Source organism: Allorhizobium sp. Av2 (genome assembly GCF_021462805.2).
Lineage (GTDB): Bacteria > Pseudomonadota > Alphaproteobacteria > Rhizobiales > Rhizobiaceae > Allorhizobium > Allorhizobium vitis_G.
The window spans coordinates 2329256-2347004 of record NZ_CP192696.1; the positions used below are offsets into that span (position 1 = coordinate 2329256).

Sequence of the window (17749 nt, forward strand, 5' to 3'; positions counted from 1 at the left end):
CAGTCCCCCCGCTAATCAGATGATACCCACTTAGGTGCCGGGCCGCTCGGAAAGGACCATTCGCGACCGGTTTTTTCCTTCAGCTTTTCCAGTTGTTTTTGTAGTCGGCTTATCATCAGCTCATCGAGAAAGATAACCAGCGGTTCCCACTCAAGCGCACCTCCGACATGAAACCCCATGTTGAAGCTGACACTTAGATCGAACTTGCCTCCTTCGAAGCCAATGACCAAATTTCCGCTGATCGTATCGTGACCAACATTGTGCGCATATCGCTTATTGCGAAGTTCAACTATGTTGTCATGCACCGGGCGAAGCTTTGCTGGTAACGCTTTTCGAGAAACACCGCTCCCCAAGCCGCCGTCGACGAGGCGGCAGTATGTCGTGACGAATGCCAAGGTCAGCATATCGTTCTCTAGCGTCCACTCCATCGTCGCTTCAAAGTTAGTGGAAGCCAATCGGTGCTGAATGTAGCGGAGACTTGCCATCGTGGGAAACGCATGAACTAAGCGGTTCAAGTTATTTAAGCTCTCATCTACGCTCGCGAGAACAGTTTGGCCATCTTCTTTGAGGGCGTAGATGTGCTCCTGCCACTCGGCAGGCAGGTATTTGATCGCCTCCTCGGGGAATGCGACGTATTCTTTCTCGTCATCCTCTTCCACGTCACCATCCTTGCTTTCAGCATTTTGCTTCAAGATAGCTCCATACTCGCCGTAAATCCTCGGAATTTGGATCGATTCTACGCTTGGGGCGGCAGCGGTCCTTTCGCCGACGCCCCAATATGGCGAGGCTTCCAGAAGGCTGGCTTTCAGTCGCCGTTGCGGCGGGACCAGATGAGGTTGTGGCCGCGCCGCCCGTGGCCTGTCAGGCGACATAGCAAGGCCGGGAAACGCGGATCATCCGACAGGCCGGAGCTATTGGCGTGGCATCATGCGCGCGGACGTTCGGCAGCATCGTTCGAGGTCAACGCAACGATGGGAAAGTAGGACCGAACGTTCGTCACGCTCACCGGGGACAGTTGCCGAGCCATGACGGCGAGGATCAGGGCGGTAGTGCGTCGGCCTGCGAGGCCCACGCCGTTTCCGTTCTCGAGCGGCGAGGCGCAGGGATAGCCGCCATTGCCGTATTTCCCCGATTTCCTGAAACGGGCGCTCCATCCGCGATCTCGATTGGCATGGGTCTAGCCGGAGGACGGCTTCGCCTCGCTCGTCTCCGCAACGTCCATCGCCAACTTTTTTCCGCCGCCTTCGGCTTTGCATCGCGAAGCAAAAAAGCCGTCTCCGGCCGCCTTCCACTTCGTTCCAGCCCTCACGGGTGCAGGGCCGAGAGCCCCCGGTCAAACGCCCCCCCATCGAGGTCGCAATGGTGCGGCCCGACAGGAAAGGAATACGGCAATGGCGACCATCGGCACCTTCACCAAGAACGAAAACGGCGCGGGCTTCACCGGCGCGGTCAAGACCCTGACCCTCAACGTCAAGGCCAAGTTCGTCCCCTCCGAGGGCGAAAGCGAGCGCGGCCCCGACTTCCGCATCTTCGCCGGTGCGACCGAGTTCGGCGCGGCCTGGAAGAAGACCGCCCGCGAGACGCAGCGCGAATACCTCTCCGTCAAGCTGGACGATCCGAGCTTCCCGGCCCCGATCTACGCCAGCCTGGTCGAAGCAGAAGACGGCAGCGGCCACAACCTCATCTGGTCCCGCCGCAACGGCGACTGAAAGCCAGCCTCCCAAGAAGTCCCGCCGCGAGCGGGGCTTCTCTATGCTCATGGCCGCCACCGCGTGAGCCTACGGCTTCAAAAGACTTTTGATCTTATCCAGACTCCAATAGGGGTCGATAAAAGGACATTTGTAATTTGGTCCGAGTTGCTCGCGTTCGGCGTCATCGAAAAAATCTTTGGCGGCCTCGTGTAGATCTTCGGGGATAATCAAAAAGGCCGGATCGGTTTCCTTGAAATGGAGATCGCCGGTGTGACGCCATTCACGCTCCCATTCGAAGAAGTATGACGAACTTCCATACTGTCCGGGTAGGTCGACGAAAGGTGCCACACGCCAGATCGGATCGTCTGGGTTCCCCGCTGCGCCATCGATAAGTGAGCGTAAGGCCAAGGCGTGCGGCGTATCCTGATAGGCATAAAGGATCGGACCTCCGTTGCGCGCGACGATGAACTCTTTTCGGAAGACGATTCCGTATGAGCCGCGCTTGTCGGCCAGACGTTTGAGCTGATGCAGCGGCACTTCGCTGAAACAAACACATGGTGATGATTCTGTGTGATTCTTGCCGATGCCGAAGCGGTTACGCGCTTCGAGACGGCGACTCGCAAGAATGGAGATCGAATTATCGTATTCGCTGCTCGCCGCCGACTTCTTTGTAAAATGAACAACAAACGGGGACATATCTTCCCAGTTTGGATGGGTCGGTCCAATCAGCTTCTGCACCACAATTTTCTCCGAACGACTCAGTGAGCGCCGCAAGCGGCACGATTAATCTATTGAAACACTAAGGGCGCTGCCCTCGCGCGGCGCAAGGGACCGCTGACGCTCGACCGGGCCGGTCTCCCCAGCCTTCCTCCACATCGTTCCTCCGTTCCGTGCAGGCCGGGTGATCCCCCTCCGGCCCGGCCGCCCTTGCACCTTTCTACCCCGGTCTCGGCGACGGCCAGGGTTGCAGCGCAGCGCTGCGCTCCAACCCAAGCCCATGAGGATCAAGACCATGTATCACCAGCTCGCCACCCGGTTCGGTCGCAACTCGCATCAGATCAGCGGGCGTGAAGCCCTCGACAATGAAGCCCTTTACCGTCACGTCCCTTCTATCTTCGCCCGCGAGGCCCATGACAGCCGTTCCGAGCGTTACGTCTATGTCCCGACCATCGATATCGTGGAGGGGTTACGCCGGGAGGGGTGGTTTCCATTCTTCGCCGTGCAATCCGTTCCGCGTGACGACAGCCGCCACGGCCACGCCAAGCATATGCTGCGTCTGCGCCGGGATGACGGCATCGGCAAGCCGCAGGCCGCCGAAGTCATCATCGTGAACAGCCATGACGGGACCAGCGCCTATCAGATGTTCGCCGGGATGCTGCGTTTCGTGTGCACTAACAGCATGATTGCGGGCGAGCGGTTCGAGGAAATCCGCGTGCCGCACAAGGGCAATATCCAGCATGACATTATCGAGGGAGTTTATACGGTCGCGGAAGACTTCCCGCGCTTGATCGACGCCAGCGAAACCATGAAGGAAATCCGCATTTCCGAGGATGAGCGCCGTGTTCTGGCTGAGGCAAGCCTTGTCGCCCGCTATGGCGAGGATGGAAGTCCGCTGCGCCCCGAACAGATCATCGAGCCGCGCCGCCGCGAGGATATGGGCGGGAGCCTTTGGAGCACGTTCAACGTGATTCAGGAGCATTTGACCAAGGGCGGGCTGCGCGGCCAGAAGCGCAACGCCGAAGGTCGCATACGCCGCAGCCAGACCCGCGCCATCAACGGTATCGACCAGAACGTGACGCTGAATCGGGCGCTCTGGACGCTGGCAGAAGGAATGCAGCGATTGAAAGGATATTGATCGCGAGGGCGACAGGGCCGCCGACTTCGCGGCCCTGTCCTTCACCACAGACTTTCAGCACCCCCCAAAAAAACCGCGCCGATCCGGCCGTGCGGATCGGCGGCGCGCGGTCACGCTCGAAAACATGGCCGCGCTCGCCGGGTTGCGCCCGGCTCGCAGAATCACACAAGCACTCTTAAGAATAAAATAACCAAGACGGTGATCGCGTTAGGTGCTTCAGTTATCTTAACAGCACGACTACAGTTACTTTCAGCCATATTTGAAGCTCTCTATCCGGGCATTGCTTTGCATGAGCCCGGATAGAGAGGTAACGCCATGCTGAGCATCGACTGGCGTTCACCGGCGGCATACAAATTTGCCAAGAGCATCCCCGCTGCCGGTTTCGCTTGGGAATATCTTCGCCGCGACGACGATTATCGCCGCGAGTTTCAGGCAATGACCGCCACGAGCGAGCAAGATCCCGAATTGCTTGAAGCCTTCGTGCAACGCTGGGGGCTACGATTTTCCGACCGATCCTGAAACACCGTCTGATCGGCAATCACTGTTCTGGAATCCGAGCCTTCAGCCACAGGCGATATTGCTCTCTCCAGTGTGGCATCGCGACGGCGAGACGGAACCAATCATCACGCTGGCGCATCTCGACGGCCTCGACCTGCGCCGCGCTACAGACGGCTGGCATGGCATCTGGCAGGTCGATGGCACCGCCCATCAATTCTGGTTGCCGCAAGCCGTTCCCGATGCGGCGGCTTTCTACGCAGCATCCTTGCCGATGGATTCCTTTCTCGAACTGCGCGCCCATGCCGCTCGTCGATTCTGGCGCGCACTCAACGGCCGTCCGCCGGGTCCCGATTTTCGCGCATTGCCCGCCCAGCTCCGGCAATGGCACACCCTATCCCTGCGCGCTCTCGACGCTCGCCTTCGCGGTGAGAGCTACCGTGCCATCGCCGAAGTCCTACTCGGCTTTCACGGCACAAAGGAGGATTTCGAGGTCGATCCACGCAAGAACAAGGCCCGCCGTCTTGTCGCTCACGGCATCAAGATGATGCGCGGCGGCTATCGGCTGCTGCTGCACTATCCGATCAAGTCGCCGCCCAGATGAGGCCCACCGATCCAAACGGAGATCACTCGTGTCCGCTACCCAGCATAACGCTAGCGGCAGCCTGCTCCAGAATGCGCCGGTAGCCTGAATGGGAAAGCCATTGCGCGCGGGCGAGATGGCTTTCCCAGCAGCGGCGGCTACACGCTTCTTCTGCGACAGGATCGCGGTGTAGGACGATGCGGGCAACCTCTTTCCAGTCCGCGCCGTCCCGGCTCGCGTCCAGCAGGCGCAGATAGGTGACGTAGTGCTGTTCATCATAGGGCGTGATGATGTTTCCGCTCGGTGCTTCGTCGGCCACATCAGGATTGAGTTCGACTGCAACCCGCATTGGCACTCCCATTCCCGAGAGGGTTTCGTCTGCGGTGCGCCCCCGCAAACATCCTCTCTGACTCTTGGTGATCGGGGAGTTCGAAACCGTGACTAGACGGCCCCATGGCCTTTAGCTCGGAAAGCCTGTTGTATACGCCACAGGCTCCCCGACCATAGGTCAAGAAGTGTGTTGCCGTATCGGCCGGCAACAACCGCTAATCAGGGGTTTCGACGCCCCGGAGCAGCGCGTCTGCTCCGATTTCAGCCATAGCCGAACCGCGTGGGAATGTCTTCGCCGAATCCTCGCGGCTGGCAATGACCGCTGAATTACCTCAACTTATTTGCTTCACTGTAGCTTCTCCGGGGTGCCGCCTGCGCATGAGCGCAAATGCGGCACGCTATCCGCCGCCGATCCCTCGCCATGGTTCGCCATAGCCCGCTGTCACCACCGACAGCGGCAACCCTGACCAACCCGGAGGTGATCCCATGGCCATCCGCCCCAACGCGGAGATGCCGCCGCGCCTGTTGCGCACACAGGAAGCAGCCCGCTTCCTCGGCATTTCCATCCGCACCCTTGAGAAGCACCGGACCTACGGCACCGGCCCGACCTATCGCAAGATCGGCGGCCGCGTCCTCTACACCATCCGCGATCTGGAAACCTGGTCCGAGATCGGCACCCGCAAATCCACCCACGATCCCAACGCCGGCACGGTCTTTCCCGCGCGTCCGCTGACCCCTGAAGAGCGGGGTAAGTGCTGAATGCTGCGCGACGACGATCACAGACCCGCGCAGCTCGGCGACGCCAGCGAGCGCAGCCGCCTCGACCCCTTCGTGGTCGCAACCGGAGACGCCGCGCCGCGCGACCAGCGCGATTTGATGGAGCGGCCTTTCTTCTCGCTGGCGAAGACGCCGCGCACCAAGCCGATTCTCTACAAAGCAGCCGATGTCGAAGTGCAGGTGCTCGCCATGCCCGAGCACGGCATGGCGACCATATGGGACGCGGACGTGCTGATATGGGCGGCCTCGCAAATCGTGGCCGCCGAGAACAACGGCCTCAACACGTCGCGCTTCTTCCGCTTCACACCCTATCATTTGCTGCGCGCCATCGGACGACCGACGGGCAACCGCCAATATGTGTTGTTGAAAGCCGCGCTCGCCCGTCTGCAATCCACCGTCATCGCCACGACGATTCGCAACGGCCCGCATTGGCGGCGTCGGCAGTTCTCATGGATCAACGAATGGGAAGAGATGACGACGCGCGCCGGCCGCGTCGAAGGCATGGAATTCGTCCTGCCCGAATGGTTCTACAACAGCGTTGTTGACCGCTCGCTGGTTCTCACCATTGACCCGGCCTATTTCCGGCTGACGGGCGGCATAGAACGCTGGCTATACCGTGTCGCCCGAAAGCACGCCGGCCACCAGCACACCGGCTGGCTGTTCGAGGTCGCCCATCTCCATGTGAAGTCCGGCAGCCTCGCTCGCGTTTCCGACTTCGCGCTCGACCTGCGCCGCATCGCGGCCCGCCAACCGCTCCCCGGCTATCACCTCCAGATCGAGCGAAAAGACGGCCGCGAGTTGGTGCGCATCCGCCCCGAAAACCTGTCCACAGTGCCTGTGGAAACGCCTGTGAATACCATCGGCACATCAGGCGCACGGGGTATCGGCACATCGGGCGCAGCTCTATCGGCACATCAGGCGCACGAACCGCAGTTAAGCCTTTGGTCTACGACGCGGAATCCGACCGCTAACTTAGAATCTAACAGAGAAACTAACTCTTCTTCTTTGATGCGCGCGCACGCGAGGCGTGGTGCCGGTGCCGCCCGATCCGTCGCCGACGTGCTGCGCGACATGCTCGCCCGCGACCTCTCTGACAATCAGGGAGATCGACCATGAGCGGCAAAGCCTCCCGCCGCGCGCATGGCCGTCCACTGCCGGACGGACCAGCGCCGTTCACCACCCTGGTCGAGCTGACCTTCCAGAAACAGAAGATCGAGCATTGGATACGCTTCGGTCGCAAGAGCTACGAACAGATTCTCGACCGTCGCCGCAGCATCGTCGGCTTTGCGCCGGAAAATATCTTCGCCTTTGTCCGCTGGGCCGCAGGCGAGCATGGCACGATCATTTCGCGCATCGACATCGTGCGCGCCATCGGTCGCGGCGAGCCGTTCCAGACGCTGCCCTTCGTCCGTCCTGGCGGCGAAATTCTGCTCCGCCTCGACGGTTGGTCGAAGGTCCAGCGCGCCCTTGGTGCGATCGACGCGGTGGAGGCGCTTGGCCTCGATCCGGCCGACGCTTCGCCCGATCACTGGCGGCACGTCCATAACCGGCTGACTGCCGGTCTGGAGCCGAGCCCCTACACGCCCGAGCGTCATGCGGCATGGATCGGTCGCCGAAGGATCGACCCATGAGCCGCCGCCGCATTCTCGCGGTGACGTTGCTCGCCATCGTCGGCATTGCCGCCACCAGCGCCGTCGAGACACCGACGAAACTCATCTGGAACGCCACGGCGAGCGCGCCGGTCGGCTTCTACACCATCGAGCCGGCCGACCGGATCGAAGTGCCGGAACTCGTCGCCGTTATGCCACCCGAACCGCTCGCCGGCTTCATGGTTGCGCGCGGCTATGTCGGTCGCGGCGTGCCGCTGCTGAAGCGCGTCATCGGCTTGCCGGGCCAGCGGGTTTGCCGCAGCGGCCGCACCGTCACCGTCGACGGCGTGGAGATGGGCGACGCGCTCGACCGCGACCGGATCGGCCGCGATCTGCCCGTCTGGCAAGGCTGCCGCGTCATCGCCGACGGTCAGCTTTTCCTCATGAATTGGGACGTCCGCGATAGCCTCGACGGCCGTTACTTCGGCCCCATCCCCGCAAGCTCCGTCATCGGCCGGGCGCTGCCGCTCTGGACCGACGAGGAAGGCGACAGCCGCTTCGTCTGGCGCGCACCGACGCACTGACCATCCCCACCACAACCACCAGCGAAGGAGATTACCCATGCCACAGATCGGTCAATTCACGCGCGAGGAATCCGGCTTCACCGGGCGCGTTCACACGCTCACGCTTTACCGCGAGATCACCATCGCTCCCACCGAACATTCGGATGCGGAGAACGCGCCGGACTATCGCGTCCACCACGGAGCCGACGACGGCCCGGAGATTGGCGCGGCGTGGAAGCGCACCGGCGAGAAGGCCGGCGAATATCTTTCCGTGCTGCTCGACGATCCGGCCCTGCCGCAGCCGATCCGCGCCAACCTGTTCCGCGACGACGATGCGGGAGCGTCGTGGTCGCTGCACTGGAGCCGCCCGAAACCGCGCGAAGAGCGGGATTAAGGCCATGCGGTCCCGTGTCATCATCGCGCTCAAAGTCTTCATCCCATTGTTCGCGGAAAGGCCGTCTCATCCCTTCGTCCCGCTCGACCACAGGACGGCCGGCGCGCGCAGCGAAGGTCAAGGGCGGCCATCGGCCGGCGCCTCGCGCGTACCCTTAACCGTAGCGAGCACGCTGGCAGGTTGGCGTCGTGGCGGAGAAAGGTCGGCATGGCGTTATGCCGTTTTCCTGCTCGCTGGCGTGCTTGCGCTCGGCACGGGACCGGCCGTGACGCTCGCGCAATCCGCACCTATCATGCAGACGGTCGCCGTCGATGCTCACGCAGGGCATATCGCGGAGGCGTCGCAGCGTTTCGGCATCCCCGAGCGCTGGATTCGCGCCGTCCTGCGCGCCGAGAGCGCGGGCGACGTGCGCGCGATCTCGTCGGCGGGCGCGATGGGGTTGATGCAGGTTATGCCCGATACCTGGGCGGGCCTGCGCGTCCGCTATCGGCTCGGCCGCAACCCCTACGATCCGCGCGACAACATCCATGCCGGCACGGCCTATCTGCGTGAAATGTGGGACCGCTACGGCACTATCGCGGCGATGCTCGCCGCCTACAATGCCGGTCCCGGCCGCTACGACGAGTATCGTTTGACGGGCCGCGTGCTGCCCGCCGAAACCCGCGCCTATGTCGCTGCGCTTACACCGACGCTTGGCGGCGCGGTCGCATCCGAGACGCCGGAGCAGCAGGCCGCACCGCCACCAGATTGGCGCGATGCACCGCTCTTCGTCATGCGCCCGAGCGACAGGCGGGTCGCCGATCCCGTGCAGACTATCGGCACATCAGGCGACGGTCGCGCCGCCGTTCCGGTGCGTGAGCGCCGCAATACGGAGCCGCGAGACGGCAGCATGTTCGTAGCGCGCGCAGGCGACGGAGGAGCACCATGATGACGGCATTCCCGCGCTCGCTCGTGTTCATTCCGGTGTGCAGTCAGGCAGGGTCGCGCCTGGCTGCGTTCTCGGTAGGAAGGGCGGAAAGGGCAGAAAAGGCGGAGGGCAAGATAAAGGAAACCGGCACCATGTCGGTCTGGTTTCAGGGCAAGCCCTTGTCTGCACACTGTTTGGGGGAGCCGCGAGCGGCACCATGGTTTTGGACCCCACGTGCCGCGTGTCCGCGCAAAGCCTTGGCTTTGCAGAGTTTCGACCGGCACTCTAGCCCGAATTCAGGCGTTTTTCGGCTGGTTGGGCCGGAGGCGCATCCATGAGCGCCGACGACGAATTCCGCTTCCGGCCGAGACCCGGCCGCATCCGCGCCGATACGCCGAAGGCGGGTAAGGCCAAGAGCTTTCTCACGCAGGCGAAGAAGATCGCGCGCCAGCATAGCAACGCTCCGGCCAGATCGTCGGCGCGGCCGGCGCAGCGCGCTAACTCATCCCCCGGCGCGAAGAGCGGCAGAGCTTCCGGCGCGGCCAAAGGTCCGGGCCTCAAGCGCGGGCGCGGCGCGGCCTTCGTGCGCGCCCGCACACTCTCTGGTGGCTGGAAGCACAGCGCGCCCGGAATGCGCCGCATCATCGTCAAAACCCGCTATGTCCAGGGCGCGGGCATGAACGGGAAGTCGGCCGCGCATCTGCGCTACATCCAGCGCGACGGCACCTCACGCGACGGTGAGAGCGGCCAGCTCTATTCCGCCACCGAGGATCGCGCCAATGGTTCGGCCTTCGTCGAGCGCGGCGCGGACGATCGCCATCAGTTCCGCTTCATCGTCTCGCCCGAGGATGGCGCGGACCTGTCCGACCTGACGGCTTACACCCGCGACCTCATGAGCCAGGTCGAAACCGATCTCGGCACGAAGCTCGATTGGGTCGCGGTCAACCACTACAACACCGGACATCCTCATGTGCATGTCATCGTCCGGGGCAAGGACGAACTGGGCGAGAACCTTGTCATCAATGGCGACTATCTCGCCAACGGGATCAGGGAGCGCGCCGGCGAATTGACCACGCTCGAACTTGGTCCCGTCACCGAGATCGAGCAGAGCCGCAAGCTGTCGGCCGAGATTGACCAGGACCGTTTCACCCGCATCGACCGGGCCATGACCGAGGAAGCCGATGAACGCTTCCTCGACCTGCGCCATGAGCCGGCCGATCCGAAACGCCAGTTCAATCGCACGCTGCGCCTGCGCCGTCTCGCCAAGCTGGAGAAGATGGGCCTCGCCACCGAACATGCTCCGGGCGTCTGGGAATTGAGCGAGCGCATGGAACCGGCTCTGCGCGATCTGGGCGAACGTGGCGACATCATCCGCAATATGCACAAGGCGCTGAAGGCGGACGGCATGGAGCGCGACCCCATGACCTTCCATATTCACGGCGCTGCACCCGAGACGCCCATCGTCGGCCGCGTCATCGACAAATTTCTCACCGACGAGCTGGGCGAAAACCTGACCGTCGTGGTGGATGGGATCGACGGCCGGACGCACCATGTCGCCGGCATCGACGCCGCCCGCGTCGCGGACGCCCGGATCGGCAGCATCATCGAGGTTGGCCCCGCCGAGACCGCGAGCCGTCCATCCGACCGAACCATCGCGGCCATCGCCGAGGGCGGCGTCTATCGCCCGAGCCGCCATCTCGAACAGGCGAAGTTCGAGGGCCGCGTTCCGGGCGGCGATTACGAAGGCTATGTCGATGCGCATGTCCGCCGGCTGGAGGCGCTGCGCCGCGCCGGGATCGTAGAGCGGATCGAGGCCGACCAGTGGCGCATCCCCGAAGACTTCGAGAGCCGTACCGCCGCCTATGACGCCGGCCGCAACCGGCAGGCCAATATCCGTATCCTCTCCGCCGCCCGGTTGGAACAGCAGATCGGCTCGGACGGCGCCACCTGGCTCGACCGGCGGCTTATCTCGGCCGAGGCATCGGATCTCGCTCCGTCCGGCTTCGGGCAGCAGGTCCGCGAGGCGATGGATCGTCGCCGCGAGCATCATATCGGTCTGGGTGACGCCGCGCTTCAGCAGAACGGCCGCATCGCCTATAGGCGCAATCTCCTCGCCACACTGCGCGAGCGCGAGGTGGCTCGTGTCGGCAGCGAGATCGCCGCGACCAAGGCACTGCCGTTCCGCGCCGCCACGGACGGCGAGACCGTCGCCGGCAAGTTCACCGGGACCGTGCAGTTATCGAGCGGCAAGTTCGCCATCGTCGAGCAAAGCCACGAGTTCACCCTTGTTCCATGGCGGCCCGTCATTGACCGTCATCTTGGCCGAGACGTTGCGGGTGTCGTGCAGGGCGGATCGGTTTCGTGGCAGTTCGGCCGGCAAAGAGGAATCGGCCTGTGAGAAGGTTCACAAGCGAACCGCTTTCCTTTGCAGTTGCGAGGTCCACCGACACTGCGATTACATCCGGTATCTCGCCAGGAATTCTTGCGCCACGGCCTCGCTCGCGTCTGCTGATTTGGCTGAATTGCGAAGTTTTTTGTCTGAACTCTGCAATGCGGAAACGGCCCAAGTTAATATGATAGCACAACTCAACTTCAAAATTTGAGCCTGCCGCTGCGCAGCTCAGGAGCTGCGCTATGAACGTAGATTCGTCTGACTTTCCTTTCGTTCGCATGAACAACGACGCTCCGAGCGTTGCGCCAGTGGAAGAACTACTGCGGCAGTTCTCAGATCTTCTGGCGCGGAACGAAGCCTTCCTTTTCATGAGCGAAGGCGCATTCGACACCAGCGGCGACAACGTCGAAGACCGCAAGAAGGTGTCGCTCTGGATGAAAGCCAACAAGGGCGAGATCCGCCGACTCGTCAAAGGGCATATCCATGTTCAGCCGGACACCGTGAAGCGCGTAGCCGCCAAGGCATTTGCGCTCATATCCGAGAAATTCTGGGGCTATCCCATGTTCATCGTCGCCACGCCGGAAGAGGCCCAGGAGAAGGCTGCGGCGCTTTTGGCATCCTGAGCATCAACGCAGGAGACCTCTTGATGCTCGTCGGCGGAGAAGTATTCGACGCAGCCTATGTGGACAGGATCGACAGCCCGATCATCGTGATCGGATTGGGCATGGCGACCGATAGCTGGGAGCATCCAATCCACAGCCATCGCAAAGCCCAGCTCATCTTCGCCGATACCGGCCTCATCACGGTCGAAACCGAAGAATGCGTCTGGGTCGTGCCGCCCCAGAGCGCGGTCTGGATTCCCGGTGGGATGGTGCACCGCGCCCGTAATTCCGGTGACCCCAAGGGGTTTGCCGTCTTTATCGAACCACGGATCGCCGGCGCATTGCCGGACACCTGCAGCACGATGGCTGTATCGCCATTCCTGCGGGCGCTGCTCGAGCGAACTGCGGCTTTGCCTTCGGAGTACGATTCTTTTGGCCCGCAGGCGCGGTTGATGGGGGTGCTGCTCGACGAACTGGCGGCCGCACCGCCGGAATGGCTCCACCTGCCGATGCCGAGCGACCCGCGTTTGAGGAAGCTCGCCGATGCGATGCTCGCAACTCCTTCCGACCATACCACTCTCGATCAATGGGCCGGCCGGGTCGGCATGAGCGAACGCAACATGGCGCGGCTGTTCGTATCGGAGACAGGCCTCTCCGTCAGCAAATGGCGGCGCCACATGCACATCATCACCGCCTTGCCGCTGCTGGCTCAGGGCCAGACGATCCAGTCGGTTGCGGACGAACTCGGATATGACAGTCCCGGAGCCTTCGTCACCATGTTCCGCAAGGAAGTGGGTGCGCCGCCACGCCGTTTCCTGGCCGAGCGCACGGCCAATATCCGCGCACCCTTGAACATTCCTTCCGGAGGTTTCTATGAGTATCAGTGAGGCGGCACCGCCTGGAAAAAAGCAAAGTCCCATCGGGCAGGTTCTGCAACCGATCCGCGGCCGGTTGACCGTGGCGGCCGTCATGGCGGGGCTCGGAACCGCAATGACTCTGGCCCCCCTGGCCGGCATCGCGCATATCGCCAAGATCGCCCTCAGCGATACTGATCTGTCAGCCATCGCAGCGCTTGGACAAGCGCAGGCAGAAGTCTGGCAGACCGTCCTGTTCAGTCTGCTCAGCCTGTTTGCCGGGCTCGCTCTGGTTTCGTGCGCGGAACTGCTCGCGCACCTCGCCGACAATCATGTCACCCACCATTTGCGGGTCGCGGCCACACGGCGACTGTCACAGGTGCCGCTCGGGTGGTTTACCGGCCGCGCCTCGGGCGAGGTCAAACAGGCCATGCAGGACGATGTCGGCACGCTGCATGACCTGACGGCCCATTTCTACACCACGATGGGCCGCGCAATCGGCGCCATGGTGGCGTCGGTCATCTATATGTTCTTCATGGACTGGCGGATGGCCATCATCTCCATCCTGCCGTTCCCGCTGTTTTTCGTGATCTTCGGCGCCTCCATGAAGAGCGGTGAAGACCGCATGAATCAGTTCGTCACCGGCCAGGCCCGCATCAACAACGCCGTCGTCGAGTTCATCAACGGCATTCCCGTGGTCAAGGCGTTCGGGACGAGCGGCAAGGCGCATGCCGGCTATCGGCAGGCGGTCGATGCCTTCACCGAAGCATTCCTTGGCATGACGCGCCCGTTGCTTCGCTCGGTCGCAATGGCCAATGCCGTCATCGCGCCGACGACGGTGCTGGGCGTCGTGCTGGCGGCGGGTACCGCGTTCGTGGCGCTGGGTTGGATCGCGCCCGTCGACATTCTGCCGTTTGCCCTTGTGGCGCCGGGGATATCGGCCTCGCTGGTGATGATCGGCTACATCACCCATGGACTGCGCAACGCAACGGGTGCTGCGGTGCGGGTGCAGGCTCTTCTGGATACGCCGGTGCTCGATCAGCCGGCGGCAGGCTCCCTGAAAGCCCCCGAACAGACCGAGATCCGCGTCGAAAACGTCTCTTATGCCTATGACGAGCAGAATCCCGTTCTGTCCGATGTCAGCTTCATACTGAAGCCTGGCACGGTAACGGCCATCGTCGGCTCGTCAGGCGCAGGTAAGTCGACGCTCGCCCGCCTGCTGCTTCGCTTCTTCGACCCGACCGAAGGCCGCATCACGCTCGGCGGCGCCGATTTGAGGCACATCCCCACGCCGGAGCTTTATCGCAAGATTGGCTTCGTCCTACAGGAAGTCCGCCTGATCCACGCCAGCGTGCGCGACAACATCGCTCTCGGTCGGTCCTCGGCCACCCAGCAGGAGATCGAGGAAGCGGCCCGCGCTGCCAACGTCCACGAGCGCATCGTCAGCCTGCCGCGCGGATACGCTTCCGTCATCGGCGAGGATGCGCAGCTTTCCGGCGGTGAACAGCAGCGCATCAGCATCGCGCGAGCGGTCCTGCTCAATCCGCCGATCCTTGTGCTCGATGAGGCGACAGCCGCGGCCGATGCGGAGAACGAGGTCGCGATCCAGGAGACGCTTTCGAGCTTCGCCAAAGGACGCACATTGCTGGTCATCGCTCACCGTCTCGACACCGTCATGCACGCGGACCGCATCATTGTTATCGAAAACGGCGCAATCCGCGAACAGGGCGACCACGCTGAGTTGCTAGCCCGAAGTGGCCGCTATGCCCAGCTCTGGGCTTTGAGTGGTCACGACGCCAACCAGAAAGAGGCCGCTCCGACATGCTGAACACACTGACCCAACTGCTGGGTGCTGACGCCCCTGTCTTCCGCCGCTATGTCCGCATGGCCGCCATTTATGGGCTGCTGAGCGGTCTGACGATCACAGCGCTCGTGCCCGTCATCAGCAACCTCCTGCTCAACCAGACACAAACTGCCGCGTCCTGGCTCCTTTTCTTCTTCGTCGGCGTGCTCGCCTGCTGGGCGCTGCGCCGGTACGTCGAGGAGGCCGGCATGGGGGTGGGCACGGCCATCGTCCAGAGCGCGCGCCACCGGATCGGTGATCACATCGCCAGCCTTCCGGTCGGATGGTTCTCGCCCGAGAATACCGCACGCCTCAGCCATGTCGTGTCGCACGGCATGATGGAGGTCGCACAGCTTCCCGCGCACCTGTTCACTCCGCTGATCAGCAGCGCCGTGACACCGATCGTCATCGTGCTGGCCCTGCTTGCCCTGAACTGGCAGATGGGTCTCATTGCACTGGTTGCATTGCCGATCCTCGCGGGCATCTTTGTCATCGCCTCGCGTCTGGGGATGGCGGCAGATGAAGGATTCCATCACAAGGCGGCCGCGACCAGCCAGCGCATCGTCGAGTTCGCTCAGGCACAATCGGTCCTGCGCGCCTTCAACGGCGAAGGTGGCGGCACGCGCTTTCTCGAACAGGCGATCGAAGACCAGCGCAAATCGGGCTTGAAGCTCATCTATATGTCGGCGGTTTCCGTGGTCCTCAATGCGTGGGTGGTGCAGGTCATCTTCGCGGCCCTGCTGATAGTCGGCGCGCTGTGGCTGAACAGCTCTCTGGGCGCCGGTCTGGAAGCCGAGACAATGATCGCGGTCATCGTCGCATTGATGCTGGCCAATCGTTTCATCGACCCCTTGCTCGACGTTGCGGGTTATGGCGAGGCGATGCGCAGCGCGCGCGGCCAGCTCAACGCCATCCGCGACATCTTCGCCATAGCGCCGCTGCCGCAGGCGCGTTCGCCGCAAGCACCACGCGACGGGTCGGTCGAAATGCGCGACGTGTCTTTCCGCTATGAGACGGCGCAGCCAGACGTGCTGAAGGGTGTAAGCCTGCGTATCGCCCCCGGTTCGATGACGGCTCTGGTCGGGGCATCCGGTTCGGGCAAGACCACGCTTGTCCGCCTCATCGCGCGCTTCTTCGATGTGACCGGAGGCAGTGTTGCGATCGGCGGCATCGACGTGCGGGACATGTCGGACGATCAGCTTTCGGGCCAGATCAGCCAGATCTTCCAGAACACCTATCTGTTCCAGGGCAGCATTGGCGACAACATCCGCCTTGGCAAACCGGGTGCCAGCGATACGGAGGTGTTGGAGGCCGCACGGCTCGCCGGCGTTGCCGAAATCATCGCACGGCTGCCGCAAGGGCTGGAAACGCCGGTCGGTGAAGGTGGTGCTCGTCTTTCCGGAGGCGAACGGCAGCGCATCTCAATCGCGCGCGCCCTGATCAAGGCCGCTCCGGTTCTCCTGGTCGATGAAGCAACGGCCGCTCTCGATGCCGAAAATCAGGCGGCCATCGCGGAAACGCTGGCCAGACTGCGCGGCAAGCGCACCCTGATCGTCATAGCCCATCAGTTGTCTACGGTGGCCATGGCCGATCAGATCGTCGTGCTCGATGACGGCAAGATTGCTGAACAGGGCTCGCACGACGAGTTGAAGACGAAAGGCGGCCTCTATTCGCACTTCCTGGCGCAACGCCAGACCGCCAAGGGGTGGCGCATAGCTGCCTGACGGCCCGCTGCGCTTCCCCGTATCGTCTCAACACTGGCGTCTTGGGCATCTCCTGGGACGCCAGCAGCAATTAAGCCTGAAGATGGTCATACGTCGCAAATTCAACGCTCACAAAGCCCTGCTGATCGTCGGGCTTATCTTTGTCGCAACAAGCCTTCGCGGGCCTGTTACCGCCGTCGCACCAATTCTGGGCGAACTGCAATCGACGTTTGATCTTTCATCGGCTCTAGCCGGCTTCCTGACGACGCTGCCTTTGATCGCCTTTGGTGTCCTCTCGCCATTCGCAGCGATCTTCGCCCGGGAATATGGCCTCGAACGAGCCCTGTTCGGATCTCTTCTCATAACAATCGCGGGCATAGCGGTGCGCTCGGCCGGACCAGTGTGGTGTCTGTACCTAGGAACTGTCGTTTTTGGGGCTGGGATTGCCGTCAGCACCGTGCTGCTCCCCGGCATATTCAAGCGGGATTTTCCCGCTCATGTTCCCACCATCACCGGTATAGGCGCAATCAGCATCGGTGCCGCGTTCGCATCCGCAACTGCGGTTCCTCTGTCCAATGTCTGTGGATGGCAGATTGCGCTCGGGTCCGTCCTGGTGTTTCCAGCCGTTGCATTGGCAGCATGGCTTCCTCAACTGCGACATCCCTCCAGGCCAACACCCGACACCCCCAGCCCACCGCATGGAGGACCGGTCTGGCGATCTGTCATTGCCTGGCAGGTTACACTGCTCATGGGCGTCACTTCGCTGCTTTACTATGCGCTGGTCGGCTGGCTGCCAGCCATCTTGACCTCAAGCGGTTTCTCCGCTTCGCAAGCCGGCACACTTCATGGCGTGATGCAGTTCGCCTGGGCAGTACCGGGTCTCGTCCTCGGACCGATCGTTGCCGGCCTGAAGGACCAGCGATGGCTAACTGCGCTGATGGGCATCCTTACCGGCATTGCGTTCGTGGGACTGTACATTGCTCCCAGCTTGGCAGCTCTTTGGGTTCCGTGTTTTGGATTAGGGACAGGCGCTGGCATGCTGCTCGCCCTCATCTTCATCGGATTGCGTACCGGGAACGCTTCTCAGGCTGCTACCCTCTCCGGGATGGTTCAGTGCATTGGCAACCTGCTGGCCGCTTGTGGCCCTCCGCTCGCCGGGCAACTCCATCAT

At 62.6% G+C, this 17749-nt stretch carries 18 protein-coding genes and 1 pseudogene; 16 read left to right on the forward strand and 3 right to left on the reverse strand.

All coding sequences use genetic code 11. The annotated features are described in order from the left end of the window. Positions 1 to 11: 11 nt before the first annotated feature. The gene (locus tag FS819_RS11085) at positions 12 to 692 is read right to left on the reverse strand and encodes a hypothetical protein (protein ID WP_234625110.1); all 681 of its coding nucleotides are present in this window, start codon (positions 690 to 692) and stop codon (positions 12 to 14) included. Positions 693 to 1391: 699 nt separating this feature from the next. Between FS819_RS11085 and FS819_RS11090 the strand changes: the two genes are divergently transcribed. Beyond that, positions 1392 to 1709, forward strand: a complete 318-nt coding sequence (locus tag FS819_RS11090; RefSeq protein WP_020011524.1) for a DUF736 domain-containing protein — start codon at positions 1392 to 1394, stop codon at positions 1707 to 1709. Positions 1710 to 1778: 69 nt separating this feature from the next. On the opposite strand, the gene FS819_RS11095 is transcribed toward FS819_RS11090, so the two are convergent. Beyond that, positions 1779 to 2432, reverse strand: a complete 654-nt coding sequence (locus tag FS819_RS11095; protein ID WP_234625109.1) for an abortive infection system antitoxin AbiGi family protein — start codon at positions 2430 to 2432, stop codon at positions 1779 to 1781. A 271-nt stretch (positions 2433 to 2703) separates the two neighbouring features. Here FS819_RS11095 and FS819_RS11100 point away from each other — a divergent pair, with 271 nt between their 5' ends. The 3 genes from FS819_RS11100 (at position 2704) to FS819_RS11110 (ending at position 4645) form a co-directional block, all read left to right on the forward strand. Then, complete coding sequence (locus FS819_RS11100) at positions 2704 to 3546, forward strand: DUF932 domain-containing protein (RefSeq protein WP_234625108.1); 843 nt, start codon at positions 2704 to 2706, stop codon at positions 3544 to 3546. Between the two features lie 315 nt (positions 3547 to 3861). Then, on the forward strand, positions 3862 to 4065 hold the full coding sequence (locus FS819_RS11105) for a transcriptional regulator domain-containing protein (RefSeq protein ID WP_234625107.1): 204 nt from the start codon (positions 3862 to 3864) through the stop codon (positions 4063 to 4065). A 58-nt stretch (positions 4066 to 4123) separates the two neighbouring features. Continuing rightward, positions 4124 to 4645, forward strand: coding sequence for a DUF2285 domain-containing protein (locus FS819_RS11110; RefSeq protein ID WP_234625126.1), 522 nt, complete (start codon positions 4124 to 4126; stop codon positions 4643 to 4645). A 22-nt stretch (positions 4646 to 4667) separates the two neighbouring features. On the opposite strand, the gene FS819_RS11115 is transcribed toward FS819_RS11110, so the two are convergent. Beyond that, entirely contained in the window at positions 4668 to 4973 is a 306-nt protein-coding gene (locus tag FS819_RS11115; RefSeq protein WP_234625106.1) for a DNA -binding domain-containing protein, read from the reverse strand. Positions 4974 to 5440: 467 nt separating this feature from the next. Between FS819_RS11115 and FS819_RS11120 the strand changes: the two genes are divergently transcribed. The 12 genes and pseudogenes from FS819_RS11120 to FS819_RS11175 form a co-directional block, all read left to right on the forward strand. After that, positions 5441 to 5713, forward strand: a complete 273-nt coding sequence (locus FS819_RS11120; protein ID WP_234625105.1) for a helix-turn-helix transcriptional regulator — start codon at positions 5441 to 5443, stop codon at positions 5711 to 5713. Beyond that, positions 5714 to 6847, forward strand: a complete 1134-nt coding sequence (locus tag FS819_RS11125; RefSeq protein ID WP_234625104.1) for a replication initiator protein A — start codon at positions 5714 to 5716, stop codon at positions 6845 to 6847. Beyond that, the gene (locus FS819_RS11130; protein WP_234625103.1) at positions 6844 to 7362 is read left to right on the forward strand and encodes a DUF2840 domain-containing protein; all 519 of its coding nucleotides are present in this window, start codon (positions 6844 to 6846) and stop codon (positions 7360 to 7362) included. The genes FS819_RS11125 and FS819_RS11130 overlap by 4 nt, the downstream gene beginning before the upstream one ends. Then, positions 7359 to 7904, forward strand: coding sequence for a S26 family signal peptidase (locus FS819_RS11135; RefSeq protein ID WP_234625102.1), 546 nt, complete (start codon positions 7359 to 7361; stop codon positions 7902 to 7904). Before FS819_RS11130 ends, FS819_RS11135 begins: the two co-directional genes overlap by 4 nt. Before the next feature lie 37 nt (positions 7905 to 7941). Continuing rightward, positions 7942 to 8277, forward strand: coding sequence for a DUF736 domain-containing protein (locus FS819_RS11140; RefSeq protein ID WP_234625101.1), 336 nt, complete (start codon positions 7942 to 7944; stop codon positions 8275 to 8277). 4 nt (positions 8278 to 8281) lie between these two features. Next, complete coding sequence (locus tag FS819_RS11145) at positions 8282 to 9205, forward strand: lytic transglycosylase domain-containing protein (protein WP_234625100.1); 924 nt, start codon at positions 8282 to 8284, stop codon at positions 9203 to 9205. Positions 9206 to 10460: 1255 nt separating this feature from the next. Next, positions 10461 to 11582: a DUF3363 domain-containing protein gene (locus FS819_RS11150; RefSeq protein WP_234625125.1), complete on the forward strand. Its 1122-nt coding sequence runs from the start codon at positions 10461 to 10463 to the stop codon at positions 11580 to 11582. 236 nt (positions 11583 to 11818) lie between these two features. Then, positions 11819 to 12199 (forward strand): hypothetical protein, encoded by a 381-nt coding sequence (locus FS819_RS11155; protein WP_234625099.1) that lies wholly within the window; start codon positions 11819 to 11821, stop codon positions 12197 to 12199. 23 nt (positions 12200 to 12222) lie between these two features. Further along, the gene (locus FS819_RS11160) at positions 12223 to 13065 is read left to right on the forward strand and encodes an AraC family transcriptional regulator (RefSeq protein WP_234625098.1); all 843 of its coding nucleotides are present in this window, start codon (positions 12223 to 12225) and stop codon (positions 13063 to 13065) included. Beyond that, complete coding sequence (locus tag FS819_RS11165; protein ID WP_234625097.1) at positions 13052 to 14860, forward strand: ABC transporter ATP-binding protein; 1809 nt, start codon at positions 13052 to 13054, stop codon at positions 14858 to 14860. The genes FS819_RS11160 and FS819_RS11165 overlap by 14 nt, the downstream gene beginning before the upstream one ends. Beyond that, positions 14854 to 16599 carry an ABC transporter ATP-binding protein gene (locus tag FS819_RS11170; protein WP_234625096.1) on the forward strand — a complete coding sequence of 582 codons (1746 nt, stop codon included), beginning with the start codon at positions 14854 to 14856 and terminating at the stop codon, positions 16597 to 16599. Before FS819_RS11165 ends, FS819_RS11170 begins: the two co-directional genes overlap by 7 nt. An 82-nt stretch (positions 16600 to 16681) precedes the next feature. Further along, positions 16682 to 17659: pseudogene (locus tag FS819_RS11175) on the forward strand (MFS transporter); the annotation flags it as partial. Positions 17660 to 17749 lie beyond the last annotated feature (90 nt).